28 protein-coding genes are annotated in these 20,046 nt (G+C 64.7%); 3 read left to right on the forward strand and 25 right to left on the reverse strand.

From position 1 onward, the window contains the following. Position 1: 1 nt before the first annotated feature. The 22 genes from rplR to rpsL all read right to left on the reverse strand — a co-directional run bounded on the left by rplR (position 2) and on the right by rpsL (position 13,017). Positions 2–355 carry a 50S ribosomal protein L18 gene (rplR, locus tag GGR90_RS06465; RefSeq protein WP_167920383.1) on the reverse strand — a complete coding sequence of 118 codons (354 nt, stop codon included), beginning with the start codon at positions 353–355 and terminating at the stop codon, positions 2–4. A gap of 3 nt (positions 356–358) precedes the next feature. Further along, positions 359–892: a 50S ribosomal protein L6 gene (gene rplF, locus GGR90_RS06470; protein WP_167920385.1), complete on the reverse strand. Its 534-nt coding sequence runs from the start codon at positions 890–892 to the stop codon at positions 359–361. After that, positions 892–1,296 (reverse strand): 30S ribosomal protein S8, encoded by a 405-nt coding sequence (gene rpsH, locus GGR90_RS06475; protein WP_167920387.1) that lies wholly within the window; start codon positions 1,294–1,296, stop codon positions 892–894. Before rpsH ends, rplF begins: the two co-directional genes overlap by 1 nt. Positions 1,297–1,308: 12 nt before the next feature. Next, positions 1,309–1,614, reverse strand: a complete 306-nt coding sequence (rpsN, locus tag GGR90_RS06480) for a 30S ribosomal protein S14 (protein ID WP_037556379.1) — start codon at positions 1,612–1,614, stop codon at positions 1,309–1,311. 49 nt (positions 1,615–1,663) lie between these two features. Next, positions 1,664–2,242 carry a 50S ribosomal protein L5 gene (gene rplE, locus GGR90_RS06485; RefSeq protein WP_167920389.1) on the reverse strand — a complete coding sequence of 193 codons (579 nt, stop codon included), beginning with the start codon at positions 2,240–2,242 and terminating at the stop codon, positions 1,664–1,666. Further along, entirely contained in the window at positions 2,235–2,555 is a 321-nt protein-coding gene (gene rplX, locus GGR90_RS06490) for a 50S ribosomal protein L24 (RefSeq protein ID WP_167920391.1), read from the reverse strand. The genes rplE and rplX overlap by 8 nt, the downstream gene beginning before the upstream one ends. A 2-nt stretch (positions 2,556–2,557) precedes the next feature. After that, the gene (gene rplN / locus GGR90_RS06495) at positions 2,558–2,926 is read right to left on the reverse strand and encodes a 50S ribosomal protein L14 (protein WP_011543078.1); all 369 of its coding nucleotides are present in this window, start codon (positions 2,924–2,926) and stop codon (positions 2,558–2,560) included. Positions 2,927–2,985: 59 nt separating this feature from the next. Further along, the gene (gene rpsQ, locus GGR90_RS06500; RefSeq protein ID WP_167920393.1) at positions 2,986–3,267 is read right to left on the reverse strand and encodes a 30S ribosomal protein S17; all 282 of its coding nucleotides are present in this window, start codon (positions 3,265–3,267) and stop codon (positions 2,986–2,988) included. Positions 3,268–3,278: 11 nt separating this feature from the next. After that, positions 3,279–3,482, reverse strand: a complete 204-nt coding sequence (rpmC, locus tag GGR90_RS06505; RefSeq protein ID WP_054589693.1) for a 50S ribosomal protein L29 — start codon at positions 3,480–3,482, stop codon at positions 3,279–3,281. A 4-nt stretch (positions 3,483–3,486) separates the two neighbouring features. After that, on the reverse strand, positions 3,487–3,918 hold the full coding sequence (gene rplP / locus GGR90_RS06510) for a 50S ribosomal protein L16 (RefSeq protein ID WP_037515653.1): 432 nt from the start codon (positions 3,916–3,918) through the stop codon (positions 3,487–3,489). A gap of 11 nt (positions 3,919–3,929) precedes the next feature. Continuing rightward, a complete protein-coding gene (gene rpsC, locus GGR90_RS06515) occupies positions 3,930–4,637 on the reverse strand; it encodes a 30S ribosomal protein S3 (RefSeq protein ID WP_167920395.1) in 708 nt (235 codons plus the stop codon). 1 nt (position 4,638) lies between these two features. Beyond that, positions 4,639–5,019, reverse strand: coding sequence for a 50S ribosomal protein L22 (gene rplV / locus GGR90_RS06520; protein ID WP_088439838.1), 381 nt, complete (start codon positions 5,017–5,019; stop codon positions 4,639–4,641). After that, entirely contained in the window at positions 5,019–5,294 is a 276-nt protein-coding gene (gene rpsS / locus GGR90_RS06525; protein ID WP_166945010.1) for a 30S ribosomal protein S19, read from the reverse strand. Before rpsS ends, rplV begins: the two co-directional genes overlap by 1 nt. Before the next feature lie 3 nt (positions 5,295–5,297). Next, a complete protein-coding gene (gene rplB / locus GGR90_RS06530) occupies positions 5,298–6,134 on the reverse strand; it encodes a 50S ribosomal protein L2 (protein ID WP_058806666.1) in 837 nt (278 codons plus the stop codon). 2 nt (positions 6,135–6,136) lie between these two features. After that, positions 6,137–6,448 carry a 50S ribosomal protein L23 gene (locus GGR90_RS06535; RefSeq protein ID WP_167920397.1) on the reverse strand — a complete coding sequence of 104 codons (312 nt, stop codon included), beginning with the start codon at positions 6,446–6,448 and terminating at the stop codon, positions 6,137–6,139. Continuing rightward, positions 6,441–7,067, reverse strand: coding sequence for a 50S ribosomal protein L4 (gene rplD, locus GGR90_RS06540; protein WP_167920399.1), 627 nt, complete (start codon positions 7,065–7,067; stop codon positions 6,441–6,443). Before rplD ends, GGR90_RS06535 begins: the two co-directional genes overlap by 8 nt. Positions 7,068–7,069: 2 nt before the next feature. Then, the gene (gene rplC, locus GGR90_RS06545; protein WP_167920401.1) at positions 7,070–7,843 is read right to left on the reverse strand and encodes a 50S ribosomal protein L3; all 774 of its coding nucleotides are present in this window, start codon (positions 7,841–7,843) and stop codon (positions 7,070–7,072) included. Positions 7,844–8,142: 299 nt separating this feature from the next. Next, entirely contained in the window at positions 8,143–8,454 is a 312-nt protein-coding gene (gene rpsJ, locus GGR90_RS06550; protein WP_003042199.1) for a 30S ribosomal protein S10, read from the reverse strand. Between the two features lie 148 nt (positions 8,455–8,602). Further along, positions 8,603–9,796: an elongation factor Tu gene (tuf, locus tag GGR90_RS06555; protein ID WP_167920403.1), complete on the reverse strand. Its 1,194-nt coding sequence runs from the start codon at positions 9,794–9,796 to the stop codon at positions 8,603–8,605. Positions 9,797–9,948: 152 nt separating this feature from the next. Beyond that, the gene (gene fusA, locus GGR90_RS06560) at positions 9,949–12,042 is read right to left on the reverse strand and encodes an elongation factor G (protein ID WP_167920405.1); all 2,094 of its coding nucleotides are present in this window, start codon (positions 12,040–12,042) and stop codon (positions 9,949–9,951) included. A 60-nt stretch (positions 12,043–12,102) separates the two neighbouring features. Further along, positions 12,103–12,573 (reverse strand): 30S ribosomal protein S7, encoded by a 471-nt coding sequence (rpsG, locus tag GGR90_RS06565; protein WP_039578261.1) that lies wholly within the window; start codon positions 12,571–12,573, stop codon positions 12,103–12,105. A gap of 72 nt (positions 12,574–12,645) precedes the next feature. Then, positions 12,646–13,017, reverse strand: coding sequence for a 30S ribosomal protein S12 (rpsL, locus tag GGR90_RS06570; RefSeq protein ID WP_037515637.1), 372 nt, complete (start codon positions 13,015–13,017; stop codon positions 12,646–12,648). 318 nt (positions 13,018–13,335) lie between these two features. Here rpsL and GGR90_RS06575 point away from each other — a divergent pair, with 318 nt between their 5' ends. Beyond that, a complete protein-coding gene (locus GGR90_RS06575; RefSeq protein WP_167920407.1) occupies positions 13,336–13,830 on the forward strand; it encodes a DNA-deoxyinosine glycosylase in 495 nt (164 codons plus the stop codon). Here GGR90_RS06575 and GGR90_RS06580 read toward each other — a convergent pair whose 3' ends face one another. Next, complete coding sequence (locus GGR90_RS06580) at positions 13,831–15,132, reverse strand: metal-dependent hydrolase family protein (protein ID WP_167920409.1); 1,302 nt, start codon at positions 15,130–15,132, stop codon at positions 13,831–13,833. Positions 15,133–15,172: 40 nt separating this feature from the next. Beyond that, positions 15,173–17,326, reverse strand: a complete 2,154-nt coding sequence (locus tag GGR90_RS06585; protein ID WP_167920430.1) for a S8 family peptidase — start codon at positions 17,324–17,326, stop codon at positions 15,173–15,175. Positions 17,327–17,772: 446 nt separating this feature from the next. Here GGR90_RS06585 and GGR90_RS06590 point away from each other — a divergent pair, with 446 nt between their 5' ends. Next, entirely contained in the window at positions 17,773–18,462 is a 690-nt protein-coding gene (locus tag GGR90_RS06590; RefSeq protein WP_245198419.1) for a pyrimidine 5'-nucleotidase, read from the forward strand. Next, complete coding sequence (gene dapD / locus GGR90_RS06595; RefSeq protein ID WP_167920432.1) at positions 18,459–19,301, forward strand: 2,3,4,5-tetrahydropyridine-2,6-dicarboxylate N-succinyltransferase; 843 nt, start codon at positions 18,459–18,461, stop codon at positions 19,299–19,301. Before GGR90_RS06590 ends, dapD begins: the two co-directional genes overlap by 4 nt. A 52-nt stretch (positions 19,302–19,353) precedes the next feature. On the opposite strand, the gene gpmA is transcribed toward dapD, so the two are convergent. Then, entirely contained in the window at positions 19,354–20,040 is a 687-nt protein-coding gene (gpmA, locus tag GGR90_RS06600; protein ID WP_167920434.1) for a 2,3-diphosphoglycerate-dependent phosphoglycerate mutase, read from the reverse strand. Between the last annotated feature and the right edge of the window lie 6 nt (positions 20,041–20,046).

Below are 20,046 nucleotides of genomic sequence, written 5' to 3' on the forward strand. Positions count from 1 at the left end.
ATCAGAACTCCAATCCGCCTTCGCGTGCCGCGTCGGCCAGCGCCTTGATGCGCCCGTGGAACAGGAAGCCGCCGCGGTCGAACACGACCTGCGTCACGCCCGCCTTCTTGGCGGCAGCGGCGAGGCGCTTGCCGACATCGGCGGCAGCAGCCGTCGTCGCGCCGGTCTTGCCGCGGACATCCTTGTCGAGCGTCGAAGCCGAAGCCAGCGTAGCACCGGCGGCATCATCGATGAGCTGCGCATAGATGTGACGGCCCGAACGGTGCACCGAAAGGCGCGGACGCCCGGCGGCGCGCTGACGGAGCGCGGTACGGACGCGCTGGCGGCGTTTTTGGAAAGTGGTAAGATGTGCCATGGCTTACTTCTTCTTGCCTTCTTTGCGGAAGATGTACTCGCCGCGATATTTGATGCCCTTGCCCTTATAGGGTTCGGGCTTACGCCAACGGCGGATTTCCGCCGCGACTTGGCCGACCTGCTGCTTGTCGATGCCGTTGATCTCGATCGTCGTGTTGTCCGGCGTCTTGATCTCGATGCCTTCGGGCACCGCGAAATCGACATCGTGGCTGTAGCCGAGCTGCAGCTTCAGATTCTTGCCCTGCGCGTTGGCACGATAGCCGACACCGGTGATTTCGAGCACCTTGGTGAAGCCTTCGGTCACACCGGTGATCAGATTCTGGACCAGCGTGCGCTGCATGCCCCAGAACGCCCGAGCTTCGCGGCTGTCGTTCGCGGGCTGAACCGAAATGCTGCCTTCGCCGACTTCATATTTGATGTTGTCGGAAAGCGGCATCGCGAGCGTGCCCTTCGGACCCTTGACCGACAGCTGGCCGCCGTCGATCGCGGCGGTGACGCCGCCCGGGATCGCTACTGCCTTTTTACCAATGCGCGACATCAGAACACCTCCGCCAGCACTTCGCCGCCGACATTATGCTCGCGGGCTTCGGCGTCCGAGAGAACGCCGCGCGGGGTCGACACGATGGTGATGCCAAGGCCGTTGCGCACGATCGGCAGCTCTTTCGAGCCCGAATAGATGCGGCGGCCCGGCTTCGAGACGCGGGCCACGTGGCGGATCGCCGGCTGGCCTTCGAAATATTTGAGCTCGATGCGGATGCCCTTGTGCTGGCCCTTGGCACCCAGCGCTTCTTCGCTGTAGCCGCGGATATAGCCTTCGCGCTGGAGAACATCGAGAACGCGGACGCGCAGCGTCGAAGCCGGCGTCAGGACGCTGTCCTTCTTCGCCGTCTGGCCGTTGCGGATGCGGGTGAGCATATCACCCAGGGGATCGGTCATTGCCATCTTGTCAGTCCCTTACCAGCTCGACTTCACAACACCGGGGATCAGGCCCTTGTTGGCCAGATCGCGGAGCTGGATACGGCACAGCCGGAATTTGCGATAATAAGCGCGCGGGCGGCCGGTCAGCTCGCACCGGTTACGGATGCGGGTCGGGTTGCCGTTGCGCGGAATTTCCGCCATCTTGAGGCGCGCGATCAGACGCTCGCCATCGTCGAGCGACGTGTCCGCCGCAATCGCCTTCAGCTTCGCGTAGCGGCCGGCGTATTTCTTCACCAGCTGCTTGCGACGCTCGTTCTTGTTTACCGAACTCAGTTTCGCCATGACTTAAGTTCTCTTTCCTTCTTGAAAGAGCCTGCCTGGTCCCGAAGGATCAGGCGGCTTCCTTTTCCTGCGCATCGATCGGGAAGGGGAAGCCGAACAGCTTGAGCAGTTCGCGGGCTTCTTCGTCCGTACGGGCGGTGGTGGTGACGATCACGTCCATGCCGCGCACCTGGTCGATGCGGTCATAGTTGATCTCGGGGAAGATGATCTGCTCTTTCAGGCCCATGGCATAGTTGCCACGGCCGTCGAAGCTGGTCGCCGACACGCCGCGAAAGTCGCGGATGCGCGGCATGGCGATCGTGATCAGACGGTCGAGGAATTCATACATGCGTTCGCGGCGCAGGGTCACCTTGCAGCCGATCGGCATGCCTTCGCGCAGCTTGAACTGTGCGATCGACTTCTTCGCCTTGGTCACGACGGGCTTCTGGCCGGCGATGAGTTCCATCTCGGCAGCGGCCGATTCGACCTTCTTCTTGTCCTGCGTGGCTTCGCCGACGCCCATGTTGAGCACGATCTTGTCGATCTTCGGCACTTCCATCACATTCTTGTAACCGAATTTCTCGGTCATCGCCTTGACGATCACATCGTCGTAGCGGGTGCGCATGCGCGGGGTGTAGTTATCAGCCATTGATCGTCTCCCCGGACTTCACGGCCACGCGGACCTTCTTGCCGTCCTTGGTTTCAAAACGAACGCGCGTCGGCTTGCCGGTCTTGGGATCGGCGAGCGCAACCTTGCTTGCGAACAGCGGCGCTTCCTTGCGTTCCAGACCGCCCTGCGGGTTGGTCTGGCTCGGCTTGCGGTGGCGCGTGATGACATTGACGCCCGCGACGACGACCTTGCCGTCCTTCGGCAGGCTCTGCGTCACTTCGCCGGTCTTGCCCTTGTCCTTGCCAGACAGGATGACAACCGTGTCGCCCTTCTTGATCTTTGCCATACCCATGGTCAGAGAACCTCCGGTGCCAGGCTGATGATCTTCATATAGCCGCGGCCGCGCAGTTCGCGGACGACGGGGCCGAAGATACGGGTGCCGATGGGCTCTTCGTTCTTGTTGACGAGCACGGCGGCGTTGCTGTCGAAACGGATCACCGAGCCATCGGCGCGGCGCACGTCCTTGGCGGTGCGAACGATGACGGCGCGATGCACGTCACCCTTCTTCACCTTGCCACGCGGCTGGGCTTCCTTGATCGACACGACGATCACGTCGCCGACGCCGGCGGTACGACGCTTCGACCCGCCCAGCACCTTGATGCACTGGACGCGCTTCGCGCCGCTGTTGTCGGCGACTTCCAATTGTGACTGCATCTGGATCATCGATGCACTTCCTTCTTGTTTGGCCTACCGGGTAATCCCGGCGGTTCCGTGAATCTGCGTCAGCCTTCGGCCGGAGCTGCGGCGGGGGTCGCCGGCTTGCTGTGAGTGTCGACCTTGTCGAGCACCTTCCAGGTCTTCAGCTTCGAAATCGGCTTCGTTTCCTCGATACGGACGGTTTCGCCAGCCTTGATGGCGTTGTCCTCATCGTGGGCGTGATATTTCTTCGAGCGGCGGATGATCTTGCCGTACAGAGGGTGCTTCACCTTCCGTTCGACCTTCACCACGACGGTCTTGTCGCCCTTGTCGGACACCACCGTGCCGGTCAGAATGCGCTTCGGCATCGATAGTCTCCTTACTTCGCGGCCGAGCGCGAACGCTCGGTCTGCTGCGTCTTGATGCGGGCGATCGAGCGCCGCACTTCCTTGACGCGCGAGGCCTTTTCAAGCTGGCCGGTGGCCGCCTGGAAGCGGAGGTTGAACGCCTCGCGCTTCAGTTCGCCAAGCTGTTCGGCGAGCTGGTCGTCGGTCTTGGCCTTGAAATCTTCGGTCTTGGCCATGTCCTTAACCCTCCAGGTGCGAGGTGTCGCCGAGGCGGGCGATCACCTTCGTCTTGATCGGCAGCTTCATCGCGGCGCGTTCGAACGCCAGCGCGGCCACGGGGCCGGGAACGCCGTCGAGTTCGAACAGGATGCGACCCGGCTTCACGCGCGCGGCCCAGAATTCCGGCGAACCCTTGCCCTTACCCATACGGACTTCGGCAGGCTTCGACGACACGGGGACGTCGGGGAAGATGCGGATCCACAAACGGCCCTGACGCTTGATCGCGCGGCTGATCGCACGGCGCGCCGCTTCGATCTGGCGCGCGGTGATGCGCTCGGGTTCCATCGCCTTCAGCCCGTAGGAGCCGAAGTTCAGGCTGGTGCCGCCCTTGGCATTGCCATGGATGCGGCCCTTGAAGGCCTTGCGGAACTTGGTTTTTTTCGGTTGCAGCATGTCAGCAGTCCTTAGCGGCGATCTTCACGAGCCGGACGGACGCCGGTCGTCTGCGCATCGAGCATCAGACGGTCGGTCGCCATCGGGTCGTGGCCGAGAATCTCGCCCTTGAAGATCCACACCTTGATCCCGCACACGCCATAGGCGGTGTGCGCGGTCGATTCGGCATAGTCGACGTTGGCGCGCAGCGTGTGCAGCGGCACCCGGCCCTCGCGATACCATTCGGTACGCGCGATTTCCGCGCCGCCGAGACGGCCAGCGCAGTTGATGCGGATGCCTTCGGCGCCGAGACGCATCGCCGACTGAACCGCGCGCTTCATGGCGCGGCGGAACGCGACGCGGCGTTCGAGCTGGTCGGCAATGCCCTGGCCGACAAGCTTGGCGTCGACTTCGGGCTTGCGGATTTCGACGATGTTCAGCGACACGTCGCTGTTCGTCAGTTCACCGAGCTTCTTGCGCAGCTTTTCGATGTCCGCGCCCTTCTTGCCGATGATGACACCCGGACGGGCGGCATAGATCGACACGCGGCACAGCTTGGCCGGGCGCTCGATCACGACCTTCGAGATCGCTGCCTGCGGCAGGGTCTTGAACACATATTGGCGGATCTTCAGATCCTCGACCAGCATGCGGCCATAGTCCTGACCTTCGGCGAACCAGCGGCTGTCCCAGGTGCGGTTGACCTGCAGGCGCAGGCCGATCGGATTGCTCTTCTGGCCCATCTTACGCCTCTTCTTCCTGTTCGCGGACGACGATGCGGATGCGGCTGAACGGCTTGACGATCCGGGTCGACTTGCCGCGGCCACGAGCGTGCCAGCGCTTCATCGAGATCGACTTGCCGACGCTGGCTTCCTGGATGACCAGGGCATCAACATCGAGGTTGTGGTTGTTTTCCGCGTTGGCGACGGCGCTGGCGAGAACCTTGCGCACGTCGACGGCCATCGCCTTCTTCGAGAAGGTGAGGATGTTCATCGCGTCTTCGACCTTGCGGCCACGGATCAGCGCGGCAACGAGGTTCAGCTTCTGGGCCGAGCCGCGGATCTGCGTGCCGACCGAGAGCGCCTCATTGTCCGCAACGCGGCGGGGGGACTTTTCCTTGCCCATTAGCGTTTGCCCTTCTTGTCAGCCGCGTGGCCGGGGAAGAAGCGCGTCGGCGCGAATTCACCCAGCTTCATGCCGACCATGTCTTCATTGACCGACACCGGCACGAACTTGCGGCCGTTGTAGACGTTGAAGGTCAGCCCGACGAACTGCGGCAGGATGGTGGACCGGCGCGACCAGGTTTTGATAGGCGCAGAGCTGCTGCCTTCCTGGGCCGTTTCGGCTTTCTTGAGGAGATGGAGGTCCACGAAAGGACCCTTCCAGACCGAGCGAGCCATGGCTTACCTCTTCTTCTTCGCGTGACGCGACCGGATGATCATCTTGTCGGTCGATTTGTTGTGACGGGTACGAGCACCCTTGGTCGGCTTGCCCCACGGAGTAACCGGATGACGGCCACCCGAGGTGCGGCCTTCACCACCACCGTGCGGGTGATCGACCGGGTTCTTCGCGACGCCGCGCGTCAGCGGACGCTTGCCGAGCCAGCGGTTGCGGCCGGCCTTGCCCAGGTTGGTGTTCTGGTTGTCGGGGTTCGACACCGCACCGACCGTGCCCATGCACTCGCCGCGGATATAACGCTGTTCGCCCGAACCGAGACGCACGATGACGAGACCGCGGTCACGACCGACGACCTGCGCATAGGTGCCGGCCGAACGGGCGATCTGGCCGCCCTTGCCCGGCTTCATCTCGATATTGTGGACGATCGTGCCGACCGGCATCTGCGACAATTCCATCGCATTGCCCGGCTTCACGTCGGTCTTCTTGCCGGCAACGACGGTGTCGCCCACGGCCAGACGCTGCGGCGCCAGAATGTAGGTCTGCTCACCGTCTTCATACTTGACGAGCGCGATGAAGGCCGTGCGGTTGGGGTCATATTCCAGACGCTCGACGGTAGCCGGCATGTCCCACTTGCGACGCTTGAAGTCGATGAAGCGGTACTTCTGCTTGTGGCCGCCGGCGATGCCGCGCGAGGTCACATGACCCTTGTTGTTGCGGCCACCGGTCTTGCGCTTGCCTTCGGTCAGCGCCTTGACGGGCTTGCCCTTCCACAGCGACGATTTGTCGACGAGGATCAGGCCGCGCTGCGCGGGGCTGGTCGGATTATAGGATTTAAGTGCCATGGTCAGCGCACTCCTTCGGTGATGTCGATCGACTGGCCTTCGGCCAGACGAACGATCGCCTTCTTCACGTCGCTGCGGGTGTAGGGCTTGCCCTTCCAGCGCTTGGTCTTGCCCTTGGTGATCAGCGTGTTGACGCTCAATACCTTGACATCGAACAGCGCCTCGACGGCGGCCTTGATGGCGGGCTTGGTCGCGTCGTTCGCGACCTTGAACACCACCGCGTCATTTTCGCTGAGCAGCGTCGACTTTTCGGTGATCACCGGAGCGAGGATCACGTCATAGTGACGCGCGTCGATGGTTTTTGCCTTAGCCATTGCAGCGGGCCTCCAGCTGTTCGACCGCCGCGCGGGTCAGGACCAGCGTGTCGGCACGGATGATGTCATAGACATTGGCACCGATGGCGGGCAGCGCGTCGACACCGATGAGGTTGGCCGAAGCCATTGCGAAGCTTTCGTGCACCGCGTCACCGTCGATGAAGAGGGCGCGATTGCCGAGTTCGAGCTTGCCGAGCTTGCCGGCCAGCGCCTTGGTCTTCGCGTCCTTGAGCTCGAGCGTGTCGATGACGACGAGCTTGCCGCCCTTCGCCTTGTCGCTCAAGGCCATCTTCAGGCCGAGGGTGCGGATCTTCTTGTTCAGCGAGTGGCCGAAGGTGCGGGCACGGGGGCCATGCGCCTTACCACCACCGATGAAGATCGGCGCCTTGCGATCGCCGTGACGTGCGGTACCGCCGCCCTTCTGACGACCGAACTTCTTGCCGGTGCGCGACACGTCGCTGCGTTCGCGGGCGGCACGAGCCGGACCACGGCGCTTTTCGAGCTGCCAGGCCACGACGCGATGCAGGATGTCGGCGCGGGCGTCGACACCGAAGACGTCGTCGTTGAGATCGATGTCGGTGCCGGCTTTGCCGTCGAGGGTCTGAACCTTGACCTTCATGATCAGGACTCCTGTGCGCCGTCGGTGGCCGCGGTGTCGACGACGGTTTCTTCGACCGGCGTTTCGACCGGCGCGTCAGCCGGGGCATCGTTGGTGTTGGCCGCGCTCTTGACGCCCGCCGGATAGGGGGCCTCCGGGTGGCGGGGCAGCTTCACCGCATCGCGGACGAGCAACCAGCCGCCCTTCGAACCAGGGACCGAGCCCTTGACGAAGAGAAGGCCGCGCTCGACGTCGGTGCGGACGATTTCGAGATTCTGCTGGGTGCGGTTGCGCGCGCCCATGTGGCCGGCCATCTTCTTGTTCTTGAAGACGCGGCCCGGATCCTGGCGGTTACCGGTCGAACCATGCGCACGGTGGCTGATCGAAACACCGTGGGTCGCGCGCATGCCGCCGAAACCCCAGCGCTTCATCGCACCGGCAAAGCCCTTACCCTGGGTCACGCCCTGGATGTCGACGATCTGGCCGGCGACGAAGTGGTCGGCCGACAGTTCGGCGCCGACGTCGAGCGCCGCGTCGTCGGCGACGCGGAATTCGACGAGCTTCGCCTTGGGCTCGACTTCGGCCTTGCCATAGGCGCCGCGCTGCGGCTTGGCGACGTTCTTCGCCTTGGCCGAACCGGCACCGAGTTGAACGGCCACATAGCCGTCACGTTCTTTATCGCGCACGGAGACGACCTGGCAGCCTTCGAGGCTCAGGACGGTGACGGGCACGTGGCGGCCGTCGTCCTGAAACAGGCGGGTCATCCCCATTTTCTTCGCGATCACGCCAGTACGCATGATCATACTCCTCAACAGAGGCCGGGCGGACCATTCCGCACGGCTTGCGGGACCCATCAAGGCGTTGCCCCAATGGAACCCTCCCAGCCCAAAATTTCGATACATCGCCCCGTCCGGGCTGAGGTGCCGCCATCCCGAAGGAGAAGCGGCGAGACGGGGGACGCAGCCCGGTCGTAATGGCTTCCGGAGAAACCGACCGGCGGTATCCACCCTATCGTCGGTCCGGATCGCTCCGGACGATGCAGGCGGCGAACCGCCTGCCGATAGAGACCCCGGTTTTCACCGGGGCTTCGCTGGCCTTAGGCCAGCTTGATCTCAACGTTCACGCCCGCGGCGAGATCGAGCTTCATCAGCGCGTCGACCGTCTGCGGGGTGGGCTGCACGATGTCGAGCAGCCGCTTGTGGGTGCGCACCTCGAACTGCTCGCGCGACTTTTTGTCGACATGCGGGCCGCGGTTCACGGTGAATTTTTCAATACGCGTCGGAAGCGGGATCGGGCCGCGAATAAGCGCTCCGGTACGACGTGCCGTATCGGCAATGTCGGTGGTGGCCTGATCGAGCACGCGGTGATCAAAGGCCTTCAGGCGAATGCGAATATTCTGCGTTTCCATGACTATTCCAGTCGAATCCCGTCTAACGATGCGAAAGAGCCGAAATGGCCTGCTCCGATTTCCGCGTGGAAACCGGATCGGCCATCAAAATTCTTTAAGCTACGAGCCGCGCGAATCAGTTCCGAATCGCGCGGCTCGCGGCCCTATATTACTTTGTGACGGTTGCCACAACCCCTGCGCCGACCGTGCGGCCACCTTCGCGAATTGCGAAGCGGAGACCCGGGTCCATGGCGATCGGAGCGATCAGCTTGACCGACAGCTGGACGTTGTCGCCCGGCATGACCATCTCGGTGCCCTCGGGGAGGATGACCTCACCGGTGACGTCGGTGGTGCGGAAGTAGAACTGCGGACGATAGTTCGCGAAGAACGGCGTGTGACGGCCGCCTTCGTCCTTCGACAGGACGTACACTTCCGAGGTGAACTCGGTGTGCGGCGTGATCGAGCCGGGCTTCGCCAGAACCTGGCCACGCTCGACTTCTTCACGGCCGACGCCGCGGATCAGCGCACCGACGTTGTCGCCAGCCTGACCCTGGTCGAGCAGCTTGCGGAACATTTCGACGCCGGTGACGACGGTCTTCTTGGTGTCCTTGATGCCGACGATTTCGACTTCTTCACCCACCTTGACGACGCCGGTTTCGATACGGCCGGTCACGACGGTACCGCGACCCGAGATCGAGAACACGTCTTCGATCGGCATCAGGAAGGGCTTGTCGAGCGGACGTTCCGGCTGCGGGATCCACGCATCGACGGCCGCCATCAGCTTCAGGATCGCGTCCTTGCCGATGTTGTCGTCGCGACCTTCGAGGGCGGCGAGAGCCGAACCCGGAATGATCGGGATATTGTCGCCGTCGAAGTCGCGCTTCGAAAGTTCTTCGCGGATTTCGAGCTCGACGAGTTCGAGCAGTTCGGGATCGTCGAGCTGGTCGACCTTGTTGAGGAAGACGACCATCGTCGGAACGCCGACCTGCTTCGCGAGCAGGATGTGCTCCTTCGTCTGCGGCATCGGGCCGTCAGCGGCCGACACGACGAGGATCGCGCCGTCCATCTGGGCGGCACCGGTGATCATGTTCTTCACATAGTCGGCGTGGCCCGGGCAATCGACATGCGCATAGTGGCGGCCGTCGGTTTCATATTCGACGTGGGCGGTCGAAATGGTGATGCCGCGCTCGCGCTCTTCGGGCGCCTTGTCGATGTTCGCGAAGTCGACGGCCGCGTTACCCGCGACGTTTTCCGCGAGGATCTTGGTGATCGCTGCGGTCAGCGAGGTCTTGCCATGGTCGACGTGACCGATGGTGCCGATGTTGCAGTGCGGCTTCGTCCGCTCAAATTTAGCCTTGGCCATGATGTATAACCTTCTTGTTCAATGTTTGCGTTGATCAGTCCTGGACGAGCCTGCTGAATCAGGCGCCGCCATTAGTAGGTCTTGTCGCGCGGTGCAAGTCCGCGCTTATTCGGGTCTCGCCGCGCGGTGCAAGCCCGCGCGGCTTTGACCCATCAGGCCATCTTGGCCTTCACTTCTTCGGCAACGTTGGTCGGCACTTCCTCATAATGCGAGAATTGCATCGAGTAGCTCGCGCGACCCTGGCTGAAGCTGCGCAGCTGGTTCACATAACCGAACATGTTCGCGAGCGGAACGATCGCCTCGACGACCTGGGCGATGCCCCGGCTGTCGGTGCCCTGAATCTGCCCGCGGCGGCTGTTGAGATCGCCGATCACGTCGCCCATGAACTCCTCAGGGGTGACGACTTCGACCTTCATCACCGGTTCGAGCAGCTTGATGCCGGCCTTCGCCGCCACTTCGCGCATCGCCGCACGGCCCGCGATTTCGAACGCCAGCGCCGACGAGTCGACGTCGTGATACGCGCCGTCGGTGAGCTTGATTTCGAAGTCGATGATCGGGAAGCCGATCATGTGACCGTTTTCGGCCGATTCGCGCATGCCCTTTTCGACCGACGGGATATATTCGCGCGGAATGTTGCCGCCCTTGATCTCGTCGAGGAAGGTGATGCCCGCGCCGCGTTCGCCGGGAGCGACGCTGACCTTGACGCGGCCGAACTGGCCCGAGCCGCCCGACTGCTTCTTGTGGGTATAGTCGACGTCGACGGCCTTCGCGAGCGATTCGCGGTACGCCACCTGCGGCGCGCCGACGTTCGCTTCGACCTTGAACTCGCGCTTCATGCGATCGACGAGGATGTCGAGGTGGAGCTCGCCCATACCCTTGATGATCGTCTGGCCCGATTCATGGTCGGTCGAAACGCGGAACGAGGGATCCTCGGCGGCCAGGCGGTTGAGCGCGATGCCCATGCGTTCCTGGTCGGCCTTGGTCTTCGGCTCCACCGACAGCTCGATGACCGGCTCGGGGAATTCCATCCGCTCGAGGATGATCGGCGCGCCCGTCGCGCAGAGCGTGTCCCCGGTGGTGGTTTCCTTGAGGCCGGCGAGCGCGACGATGTCGCCCGCATAGGCTTCTTCGATGTCTTCGCGGCTGTTCGCGTGCATCAGCAGCATACGGCCGACCTTTTCCTTCTTGTCCTTCACCGAGTTCAGGTAGGTGCCCTTGTTCAGGGTGCCCGAATAGATGCGGGCGAAGGTGAGCGAACCGACGAACGGATCGTTCATGATCTTGAAGGCGAGCAGCGACAGCGGCGCGGCGTCCGACGTCTCACGCGAGTCGGGCTGGTCGTTGTCGGGATTGATGCCCTGAACGGCCGGAATGTCGAGCGGCGAAGGCAGATAGTCGACAACCGCGTCGAGCAGCGTCTGGACGCCCTTGTTCTTGAACGCCGAGCCGCAGAGGACCGGGACGAACGCCTGCGCCAGCGTACCCTTGCGGATCAGCTTCTTGAGCGTCGCGACGTCGGGAACGGTGCCCTCGAGATAGGCTTCCATCGCGTCGTCGTCCTGTTCGACGGCGAGCTCGACGAGCTTTTCGCGATATTCGGCCGCCTTGTCGGCGAGGTCGGCGGGGATTTCCTCGTAGAAGAATTCGGCGCCGAGGCTTTCGTCCTTCCAGATGATCGCACGCTCGTTGACGAGATCGACGAGGCCCTTGAAGTCGCCTTCGGCGCCGATGGGCAGATAGAGAACGGCGGGCGTCGCGCCAAGGCGATCGATGATCGTCTGGACGCAATAATAGAAATCGGCGCCGGTGCGGTCGAGCTTGTTGACGAAGCACATCCGCGGAACTTTATACTTGTCCGCCTGACGCCACACGGTTTCCGACTGCGGCTCGACGCCGGCAACGCCATCGAACGCGGTGATCGCGCCGTCGAGGACGCGCAGCGAACGTTCGACTTCGATCGTGAAGTCGACGTGTCCGGGGGTGTCGATGATGTTCAGGCGATGCTCGGGACCATTGCCCTCTTCCGCCTTCCAGAGACAGGTGGTGGCGGCCGACGTGATCGTGATGCCGCGCTCCTGCTCCTGCTCCATCCAGTCCATCGTGGCGGCGCCGTCATGGACTTCGCCGATCTTGTAGGACTTGCCGGTGTAATAGAGGATGCGCTCGGTCGTCGTGGTCTTGCCGGCGTCGATGTGCGCCATGATCCCAAAGTTGCGATAATTTTCGAGCGGATGGCTGCGTGCCATGAGAGATTCCTTAAGGCTGGGGGGAGGCGGTGACCGCCTCCCCCAATATAGGAAGTGAAATTACCAGCGGTAGTGCGAGAAAGCGCGGTTCGCTTCGGCCATCCGGTGCGTGTCTTCGCGCTTCTTCACCGCGTTGCCGCGGTTGTTCGACGCGTCGAGTAATTCGCCCGACAGGCGCGCGGCCATCGTGGTTTCGCTGCGGTTGCGCGCGGCGGTGATCAGCCAGCGAATCGCGAGCGCCTGCGCACGTTCGGGACGGACTTCGACCGGAACCTGATAGGTCGCACCGCCGACGCGGCGGCTGCGGACTTCGATGTTCGGGCGGATGTTCGCCAGCGCTTCGTGGAACACTCCGATGGGTTCCTTCTTGGCGCGGGCTTCGACCGACTCGAGCGCACCGTATACGATGCTTTCGGCGACGGACTTCTTCCCGTCCAGCATGACGCTGTTCATGAATTTCGACAGCACCGTATCACCGAAACGGGGATCGGGCAGGATTTCGCGGCGTTCAGGACGACGACGACGAGCCATAGGGTATTCCTTTACAACAGCATCCCGGCGCAGCGCGCTCGCGGGATGATCAAATAGCCGAAAAAGCGGTCCTTACTTCGGACGCTTCGCACCGTATTTCGAACGGCTCTGCTTGCGGTCCTTCACACCCTGCGTATCGAGCACGCCGCGCAGGACGTGGTAACGCACACCGGGAAGATCGCGGACACGACCGCCGCGGATCAGCACGACGCTGTGTTCCTGGAGGTTGTGGCCTTCGCCCGGGATGTAGGTGATGACTTCGCGCTGGTTGGTCAGGCGGACCTTCGCAACCTTGCGGAGCGCCGAGTTCGGCTTTTTCGGGGTCGTCGTGTAGACACGGGTGCAAACGCCGCGCTTTTGCGGGTTTGCGTCCATCGCCGGGACCTTGGACTTCACCTTCTGGGGAGTCCGGCCCTTGCGGACCAGCTGGTTGATCGTGGGCATGAATGCTTCACCTTTAAATGTCCGCCCATCAAAGCGAACGGTTACTGTACCGCGGTGGATGAAGCTCCGGCCGCTAACCCGCCAAAAATGGCGAAAAACGGCCGACCTGATAACAGCAAAAGACCCCGGCGGATCGCTAAGATCTTCCGGAGGCTCCATCCGCGCCAGCAATGTTCAAGCGCTGTTGCAACTGAAAGAGGCGGCAAACCGCCCTTTTCGGTCGAGCGCGCCCCTAGACCCGATTCCCCTTGTGGTCAAGAGGGGCGGGTCGAGGGCAGGCAATATTGTTGCGCCGGGCCGGACGGGCTATCGGGAGCCATGCCCGCCGTCCGCCACGCCAGTTTCGCGCCGCACGTCGCGCCTGATACGCGGCTGCTGATCCTCGGCAGCCTGCCCGGGGTCCGCTCGCTCGCCGAACGGCAATATTATGCCCATCCGACGAACCAGTTCTGGCGGCTCGTGGGCGAGGTGGTCGAGCGGCGCCTCGTGGACATGCCCTATGAAGAAAGGCTCACCGTGCTGCGCGAGGCGAAGGTCGGGTTGTGGGATGTGATTCGCAGCGCCGAGCGGCACACGAGCAGCGACTCGCTGATCCGCGAAGCCGAAGCGCACGACCTCGCGGCGCTGGTCGCCGACCTACCCGATTTGCGCGCGATCGCCTTCAACGGCGGCAAGGCCGCGGCGATCGGGCGAAGGCAATTGCCGCCACTCGAAGGTATCGCTGTGGTCGACCTGCCTTCGAGCAGCGCGGCGCATACGATCGGCTTCGCCGCGAAGCTGGAGCGGTGGCGGGCGCTGCGCGACGCGCTCTGATCAGTCGACGACACTCCCCCGCGCCATCACGAAATCGACCTTCTTGAGCACGCGCACGTCGGCGAGGGGGTCGCTGGCGACCGCGATGATATCGGCGCTCTTGCCGGGCGCGATCGTGCCGATCTCATTGCCCAAGCCGAGCAGGTCGGCGGCGTTGACCGTCGCGGCCTTGAGCGCCTCGACCGGGGTCATGCCGTGTTGGACCATCAGTTCGAACTCGTCGCCGTTGCGGCCGTGTTTCGAGACGCCGGCGTCGGTGCCGAAGGCGATGCGCACGCCGCGCGGGACGAGCGTTTGGAGGCTTTTGCCGGTGATCGAGATGCGCCATTTGATCTTCGCCAGCACGTCGGGTTCATAAGCGTCGGGATTCGCGGCGAGGCGTTCCTTGTAACCGTTCACCGTCGAGAGGGTCGGGACGTAATAGGTCTTCGACTTCGCCCACGCTGCGATCGTCGGTTCGTCGAGGATCGTGCCATGTTCGATCGAGTCGGCGCCGGCGTCGATCGCAAGGCGAATGCCGTCAGCGCCGTGCGCGTGCACCGCCACCTTCTTGCCGAACATATGCGCGGTCTCGACGATCGCCCGCGCCTCGTCGTCGAACATCTGCTTGCCGAGGCCCGCTCCTATCCGGCTGTTGACCCCGCCGGTCGAGGCGAATTTGATCACGTCGGCGCCGCGGCCGATCTGAAGCCGCACCGCACGGCGGCAATCGTCGGCGCCGTTGCAGGTGTTGCCCGCGCCCGCGAAGAAGGGGCGGAGTTCATCGCGATAACCGAGCGAGCCGTCCATATGTCCCGCGCTGCCCGAAATGCTGGCGCCGGCATCGACGATGCGCGGCCCCAGCACCTTGCCCGCGGCGATCGCGTCGCGGAGCGCCAGCGTCGCCCCGTCGCCGTCGCCGAGGTTGCGCACGGTGGTGAAGCCCGCGCGCAGCGTCTTCATCCCGTTCGCCTCGGCATTGAAGGCCTGTGCGGCGGGGCTGAGCGTGATTTCCTCGAGCTGGCCGGCGATGCCGCCCGAGTCACTCGTCAGATGGACATGGCTGTCGATAAGGCCGGGGAGGACATATTTGTCCTTGAGGTCGATCAGCGTCGCGCCGGGATCGGCCGCCTGATAGCCGTCGGCGATGCTCACGATCTTGCCGCCCTCGACGATGATCGTCGAGGCGCCGCGCGCGGGCTTGCCGGGTTCGGCGAGCAATTGACCAGCGTGGATGATGGTGCGCGCGGGCGCCTGCGCGGCGAGCGGCATGGCGAGCGTCGCGCCGAACAGCGCCAGCGGAAGGAGGTAAAGCGGCTTCATTTCGGCATCCCCTGTTTTGATTGGGGAGCGTTAAAGCCGATCAGAAGCCTCTCGTAAAGCGGAGCGCGGCGCCGCGGTCGTCGGGCATCGCGGCGATGTGGCCGGGGTCGCGGCGCCACCATGTGTTGGCGACGAGTTCGCCGTCGAACAGCGACAGCGCATAGCTCGCCTCGACCACCAGCTCGCGCCCCGTCGGCGCGAGATTGTAGGTGCGTCGGCCGAAATCGGTGCGGCCGCTGGCATAGTCGTGCGCGACGGGGAGCATCAGGTCGATACCGCCGCGCGTGACGCGCAGGGGCTGCGCGAAGCGGAGCGCGGCGCGGTCGCCGCTTTGCAGCAGACCCGCCTTGGCGATGTCGAACGAGAAGGCGGCCGAGCGGAGCGCGCCGCCCGCGACGAGGCCGCGCGCGTCGGGGCGGGTCCACATCTGGCGCCAGGCGGCGGCAATTTGCCAATCTTCGCGCATATCGAGCGTGAAGCTCATATCGCCGACGAGGCTGGTCGCGCCGCCGGCGGCGAAGACGGGGCCGAGGCGGGCGCCGAGAAGGCTGTCCGATTCGCGCAGCCAGCTGGCGCCGAGCGCGGCGCGGATCGGACCGAAGCGGCCGTCCCATGCGGCGCCGAGCCGCTGGTAGCGGCTGTCGCGGCGCGAGCGGTAGCGGAGGAGGGGGTCGTCCTGCCAGCGCGAGCCCGAGACCCAGCCATTTTCCGCAATGATATTAACATATTGATTATAAAGGATATTATGTCGGATTATCGTTCCGACGCCGGGGCTCGCGGCAAAGCCCAGCCCCTCGTGCGCGGCGTCGCCGATCAGCATCGCATGGCCGCTTTCGCCGCGCTCGCCCGCGAGTAGACCGCCGGTGCCGCGCCCCGCCGCGAAGCCGATGCGCGTGCGCGCGTCGAGGCGCGTCATCACCGAGGCGGCGAGGGTGCGCGCGCGTTGCGCGTCGTGAAAGGACAGCCCGGCGAGCGCATCGGTGCCGCCCGCGCCGGGCGCGGTGACGAGCGAAAGCGCGAGCGACGGGCCGGCGGCGCTTTGCTGGCGGACGAGGCCGCCGATCGCGCCCGACAGTTTGAAATCGGGGGGCCGTAGGCCAAGCGATCCCCCGAAGTCGACGGTGAAGGCGCGGCCGAAACCGTCGGTGACGAGACCCACCGTACCGGCGCCGCCCGCATCGCCCATCGGCCCGCCGAGGACGCCGAGCGGGGTGTCCAGCGCGATGGCGGTCGATGTTCCGGCGAGTGCGGTCGCGCCCATCGGCTGGAAGGCGCGCGCGATGTCGAGGACGCCCTGACCATAGACGGTGTCGGCGCCCGCCGCGCCCGCATCGCGCGCCGACTGGTAGAGAAGCGAGACGATCTGCTGGCTGGTGAGGTTCGGGAAAGCCTGCGCGATCAGCGCGACCGCGCCCGCGATCTGCGGCGCGGCGAAGCTGGTGCCGTTGAGGACGAAGACGAAATCGCCCTCGGTCTTGAGGGCGCCATTTTCATAGGCGCAGCACACGCCCTCGCCGAGCGCGGTAAGATAGGAACCCGCATAGCCGCCCGCGCGATTGCTGAACGGCGAGATCGCGCCGCCGCCATCGACCGACCCGGCGATGACGACGAGCCCGCCGCCGGCATCGCGCAGCCCCTGCGCGAAACGATCGGGGTTGTCCGGATCGTTGCCGTTCGCGGTCGTGTCGCCGTCGTTGCCCGCCGCGACGATGACGATGATACCCGCCGCGGTCGCGCGCGACACCGCCGCGCGAAGCGTCGCGCCCGGCGGATCCTCACCGCCGAGCGAGAGGTTGACGACGCGCGCGCCGGCGCTCACCGCGCGGTCGAGCCCCGCCGCGATCGCGGTTTCGGGATAGCGGCAGCCGCTTTCGTCGTTCGACGGATCCTCGGTCGCGCAGCTGCCCGGCCGGTCGGCGCGCAGCACGAGCAGGCCGGCGTCGAAGGCGATGCCGAAGGTGCCGGCGTCGTTTTTCGCGCCGAGCAGCACCTGCGCGACATTGGTGCCATGCGTCCCTTCGCCGTTGATGCCGCGCGATCCCGCGAGGTCGGCCGACTGCGGCGAGATGCGGCCGGCGAATTCGGGGCTGTCCTGGTCGATGCCGTCGTCGATGACGCCCGCCAATATGCCCTGCCCGGTTGCGCCCGCCCGATAAGCGGTGATCGCGCCGTGGAAATTGACCCCGTCGGACATGCGCGTTTCGGCGGTGTCGAAATTGCCGGTCGGCGGTGGGGGCGTGGGCGTGGGGGTCGGCGTCGGAGCGGGCGGTGGAGCCGGAGTCGGCGAGGGGCGGGCACCGCCGCCACCTCCACCGCACGCCGCAAGCGAGAGCGCGGCGATGCCAAACAAAAGAGGTAAAGACCGCCCAGCCATCCGGTGGATGCGGCTGCGTCGGTTCGCGTCGGCCATCGCCGTTCCCCTTTGCCCTGATGCCCGCCTTTTAACGCGACGGAGAGGGAAGGGGTAGCAGAATGCGGTTAATTGCGGGTTCCGATCCTCCCTGCCGCGAAGCGGATGGTGGAGGAGCCGAGACGACGCGCTATCGCCCCTCCGTCAGCGGCTGCGCCGCTGCCACCTCCCCATGGCTTCGCCACAGGGAGGATCTTTCGAGCGCCTTGCCGCTGCCCACCGCAGCCTTTATGCGCCGCATCATGCCCCCCGCGCTCGACCATATCGACAGCTGGATCTTCGATCTCGACAACACGCTCTATGCGCCGTCGGCGAAGCTGTTCGACCTGATCGACGCGCGCATGGGAGCCTTCATCATGCGGCTGCTGAACGTCGACGCGGTCGAGGCGCGGCGCGTGCAGAAGCGATATTTCCACGACCATGGCACGACGATGGCGGGGCTGATGCGCCATCACGGCGTCCACCCCGAGGATTTCCTGGTCGACGTCCATGATATCGCACTCGACCGGCTGACCGTCGACACGCGGCTGCGCGCCGGGCTCGGGCGGCTGCCGGGACGCAAGCTGGTCTTCACCAACGCCGATGCCGATTATGCGGCGCGCGTGCTCGAAGCGCGCGGGATCGCCGACCTGTTCGACGGCATCTGCGATATCAGGGTCACGCGCTATACGCCGAAGCCCGACGCGGCCGCCTATGAGATGATGGTCGCGCACCTCGGCGTCGATCCGGCGAAGAGCCTGTTCGTCGAGGATATGGCGCGCAATCTGACCCCCGCGAAAGCCCTCGGCATGACGACCGTCTGGCTGGACAATGGCAGCGAAAGCGGTCATCGGGGCCACCTGCCCGACCATGTCGATTTCCACGCGATCGACATCGCCGACTGGCTCGATAGCTTACCTTCACCTTGGGGAATTTCATGACGACCGACCTGCAATCGACGATCGAAGCCGCATGGGATGACCGCGACACGCTGGGGCTGACGACGACCGGCGCGGTGCGCGAGGCGGTCGAGAATGCGCTCGCGGGACTCGACGACGGCAGCTTTCGCGTCGCGGAGCGCGACGCCGGTGGCACCTGGCAGGTCAACCAGTGGCTGAAGAAGGCGGTGCTGCTGTCCTTCCGCCTCAACGACATGGAGATCATCGAGGGCGGCGCCGGCGGCGCGACCTGGTGGGACAAGGTGCCGTCGAAATTCGCCGGCTGGGGCGAGAACCGCTTTAAGGGCGCGGGTTTCCGCGCCGTCCCCGGTTCAATCGTCCGCCGCGGCGCTTTTATCAGCAAGGGCGCGGTGCTGATGCCGAGCTTCGTCAATATCGGCGCCTATGTCGGCGAAGGGTCGATGGTCGACGCCTGGGCCACCGTAGGAAGCTGCGCGCAGATCGGCGCGAACGTCCATCTGTCGGGCGGCGCCGGGATCGGCGGCGTGCTCGAACCCTTGCAGGCGGGGCCGGTGGTGATCGAGGACGGCGCCTTCATCGGCGCGCGCGCCGAGGTCGCCGAGGGCGTGATCGTGCGCGAGGGCGCGGTGCTGTCGATGGGCGTCTATCTCGGCGCGTCGACCAAGATTATCGACCGTGCGACGGGCGAAATCTTCATCGGCGAAGTTCCCGCCTATTCGGTCGTCGTGCCGGGTTCGCTGCCGGGCAAGCCACTCCCCGACGGGACGCCGGGGCCGTCGCTTTATTGCGCGGTGATCGTCAAGCGCGTCGACGCCAAGACACGCGCCAAGACCGGGATCAACGAGCTGCTGCGCGACTGATCATGCCACCTTCGCCCTCGCGAAGGTGGGGGCAAGATGTTGCCCGTTGCGGTCAGCGTTCGCTGAGATAATAGCGTTCGCGCGCGGTCAGGTCGTCGGCGAGGTCGTAGATGATCGGCTGGCCGGTCGGGATTTCGAGCCCGGTGATGTCGGCGTCCGAAATACCCGAGAGATGCTTGACGAGCGCGCGCAGACTGTTGCCGTGCGCCGAGATCAGCACCGTCTTGCCCGCCGCGAGTTCGGGGACGATCGCGCTTTCATAATAGGGGAGCACGCGCTCGATCGTGTCCTTGAGGCTTTCGGCCGACGGGATGTCGATGCCGGCGTAGCGCGGGTCGCTCGACAGGTCCCACGGCGAGCCGGCTTCGAGCGGCGGCGGCGGGATGTCGAAGCTGCGGCGCCAGATCTTGACCTGATCGTCGCCATGCTTCGCCGCGGTCTCAGCCTTGTCGAGCCCGGTGAGCCCGCCATAGTGGCGTTCGTTGAGGCGCCAGTCCTTGGTGACGGGGAGCCACAGGCGGCCCATCGCCTCGAGCGCGAGGTTGAGCGTCTTGATCGCGCGCGACTGCACCGAGGTGAAGCAGGTGTCGGGGGCGATGCCCTTCGCCTTCATCAGCTCGCCCGCAGCGATGGCCTCCGCTACGCCCTTTTCGGTGACATCGACATCCCACCAGCCGGTGAAGCGGTTTTCGAGATTCCACTGCGACTGGCCGTGACGGATGAGGATGAGCTGGGGCATTTGGGA

The organism is Sphingopyxis italica (genome assembly GCF_011926545.1).
Lineage (GTDB): Bacteria > Pseudomonadota > Alphaproteobacteria > Sphingomonadales > Sphingomonadaceae > Sphingopyxis > Sphingopyxis italica.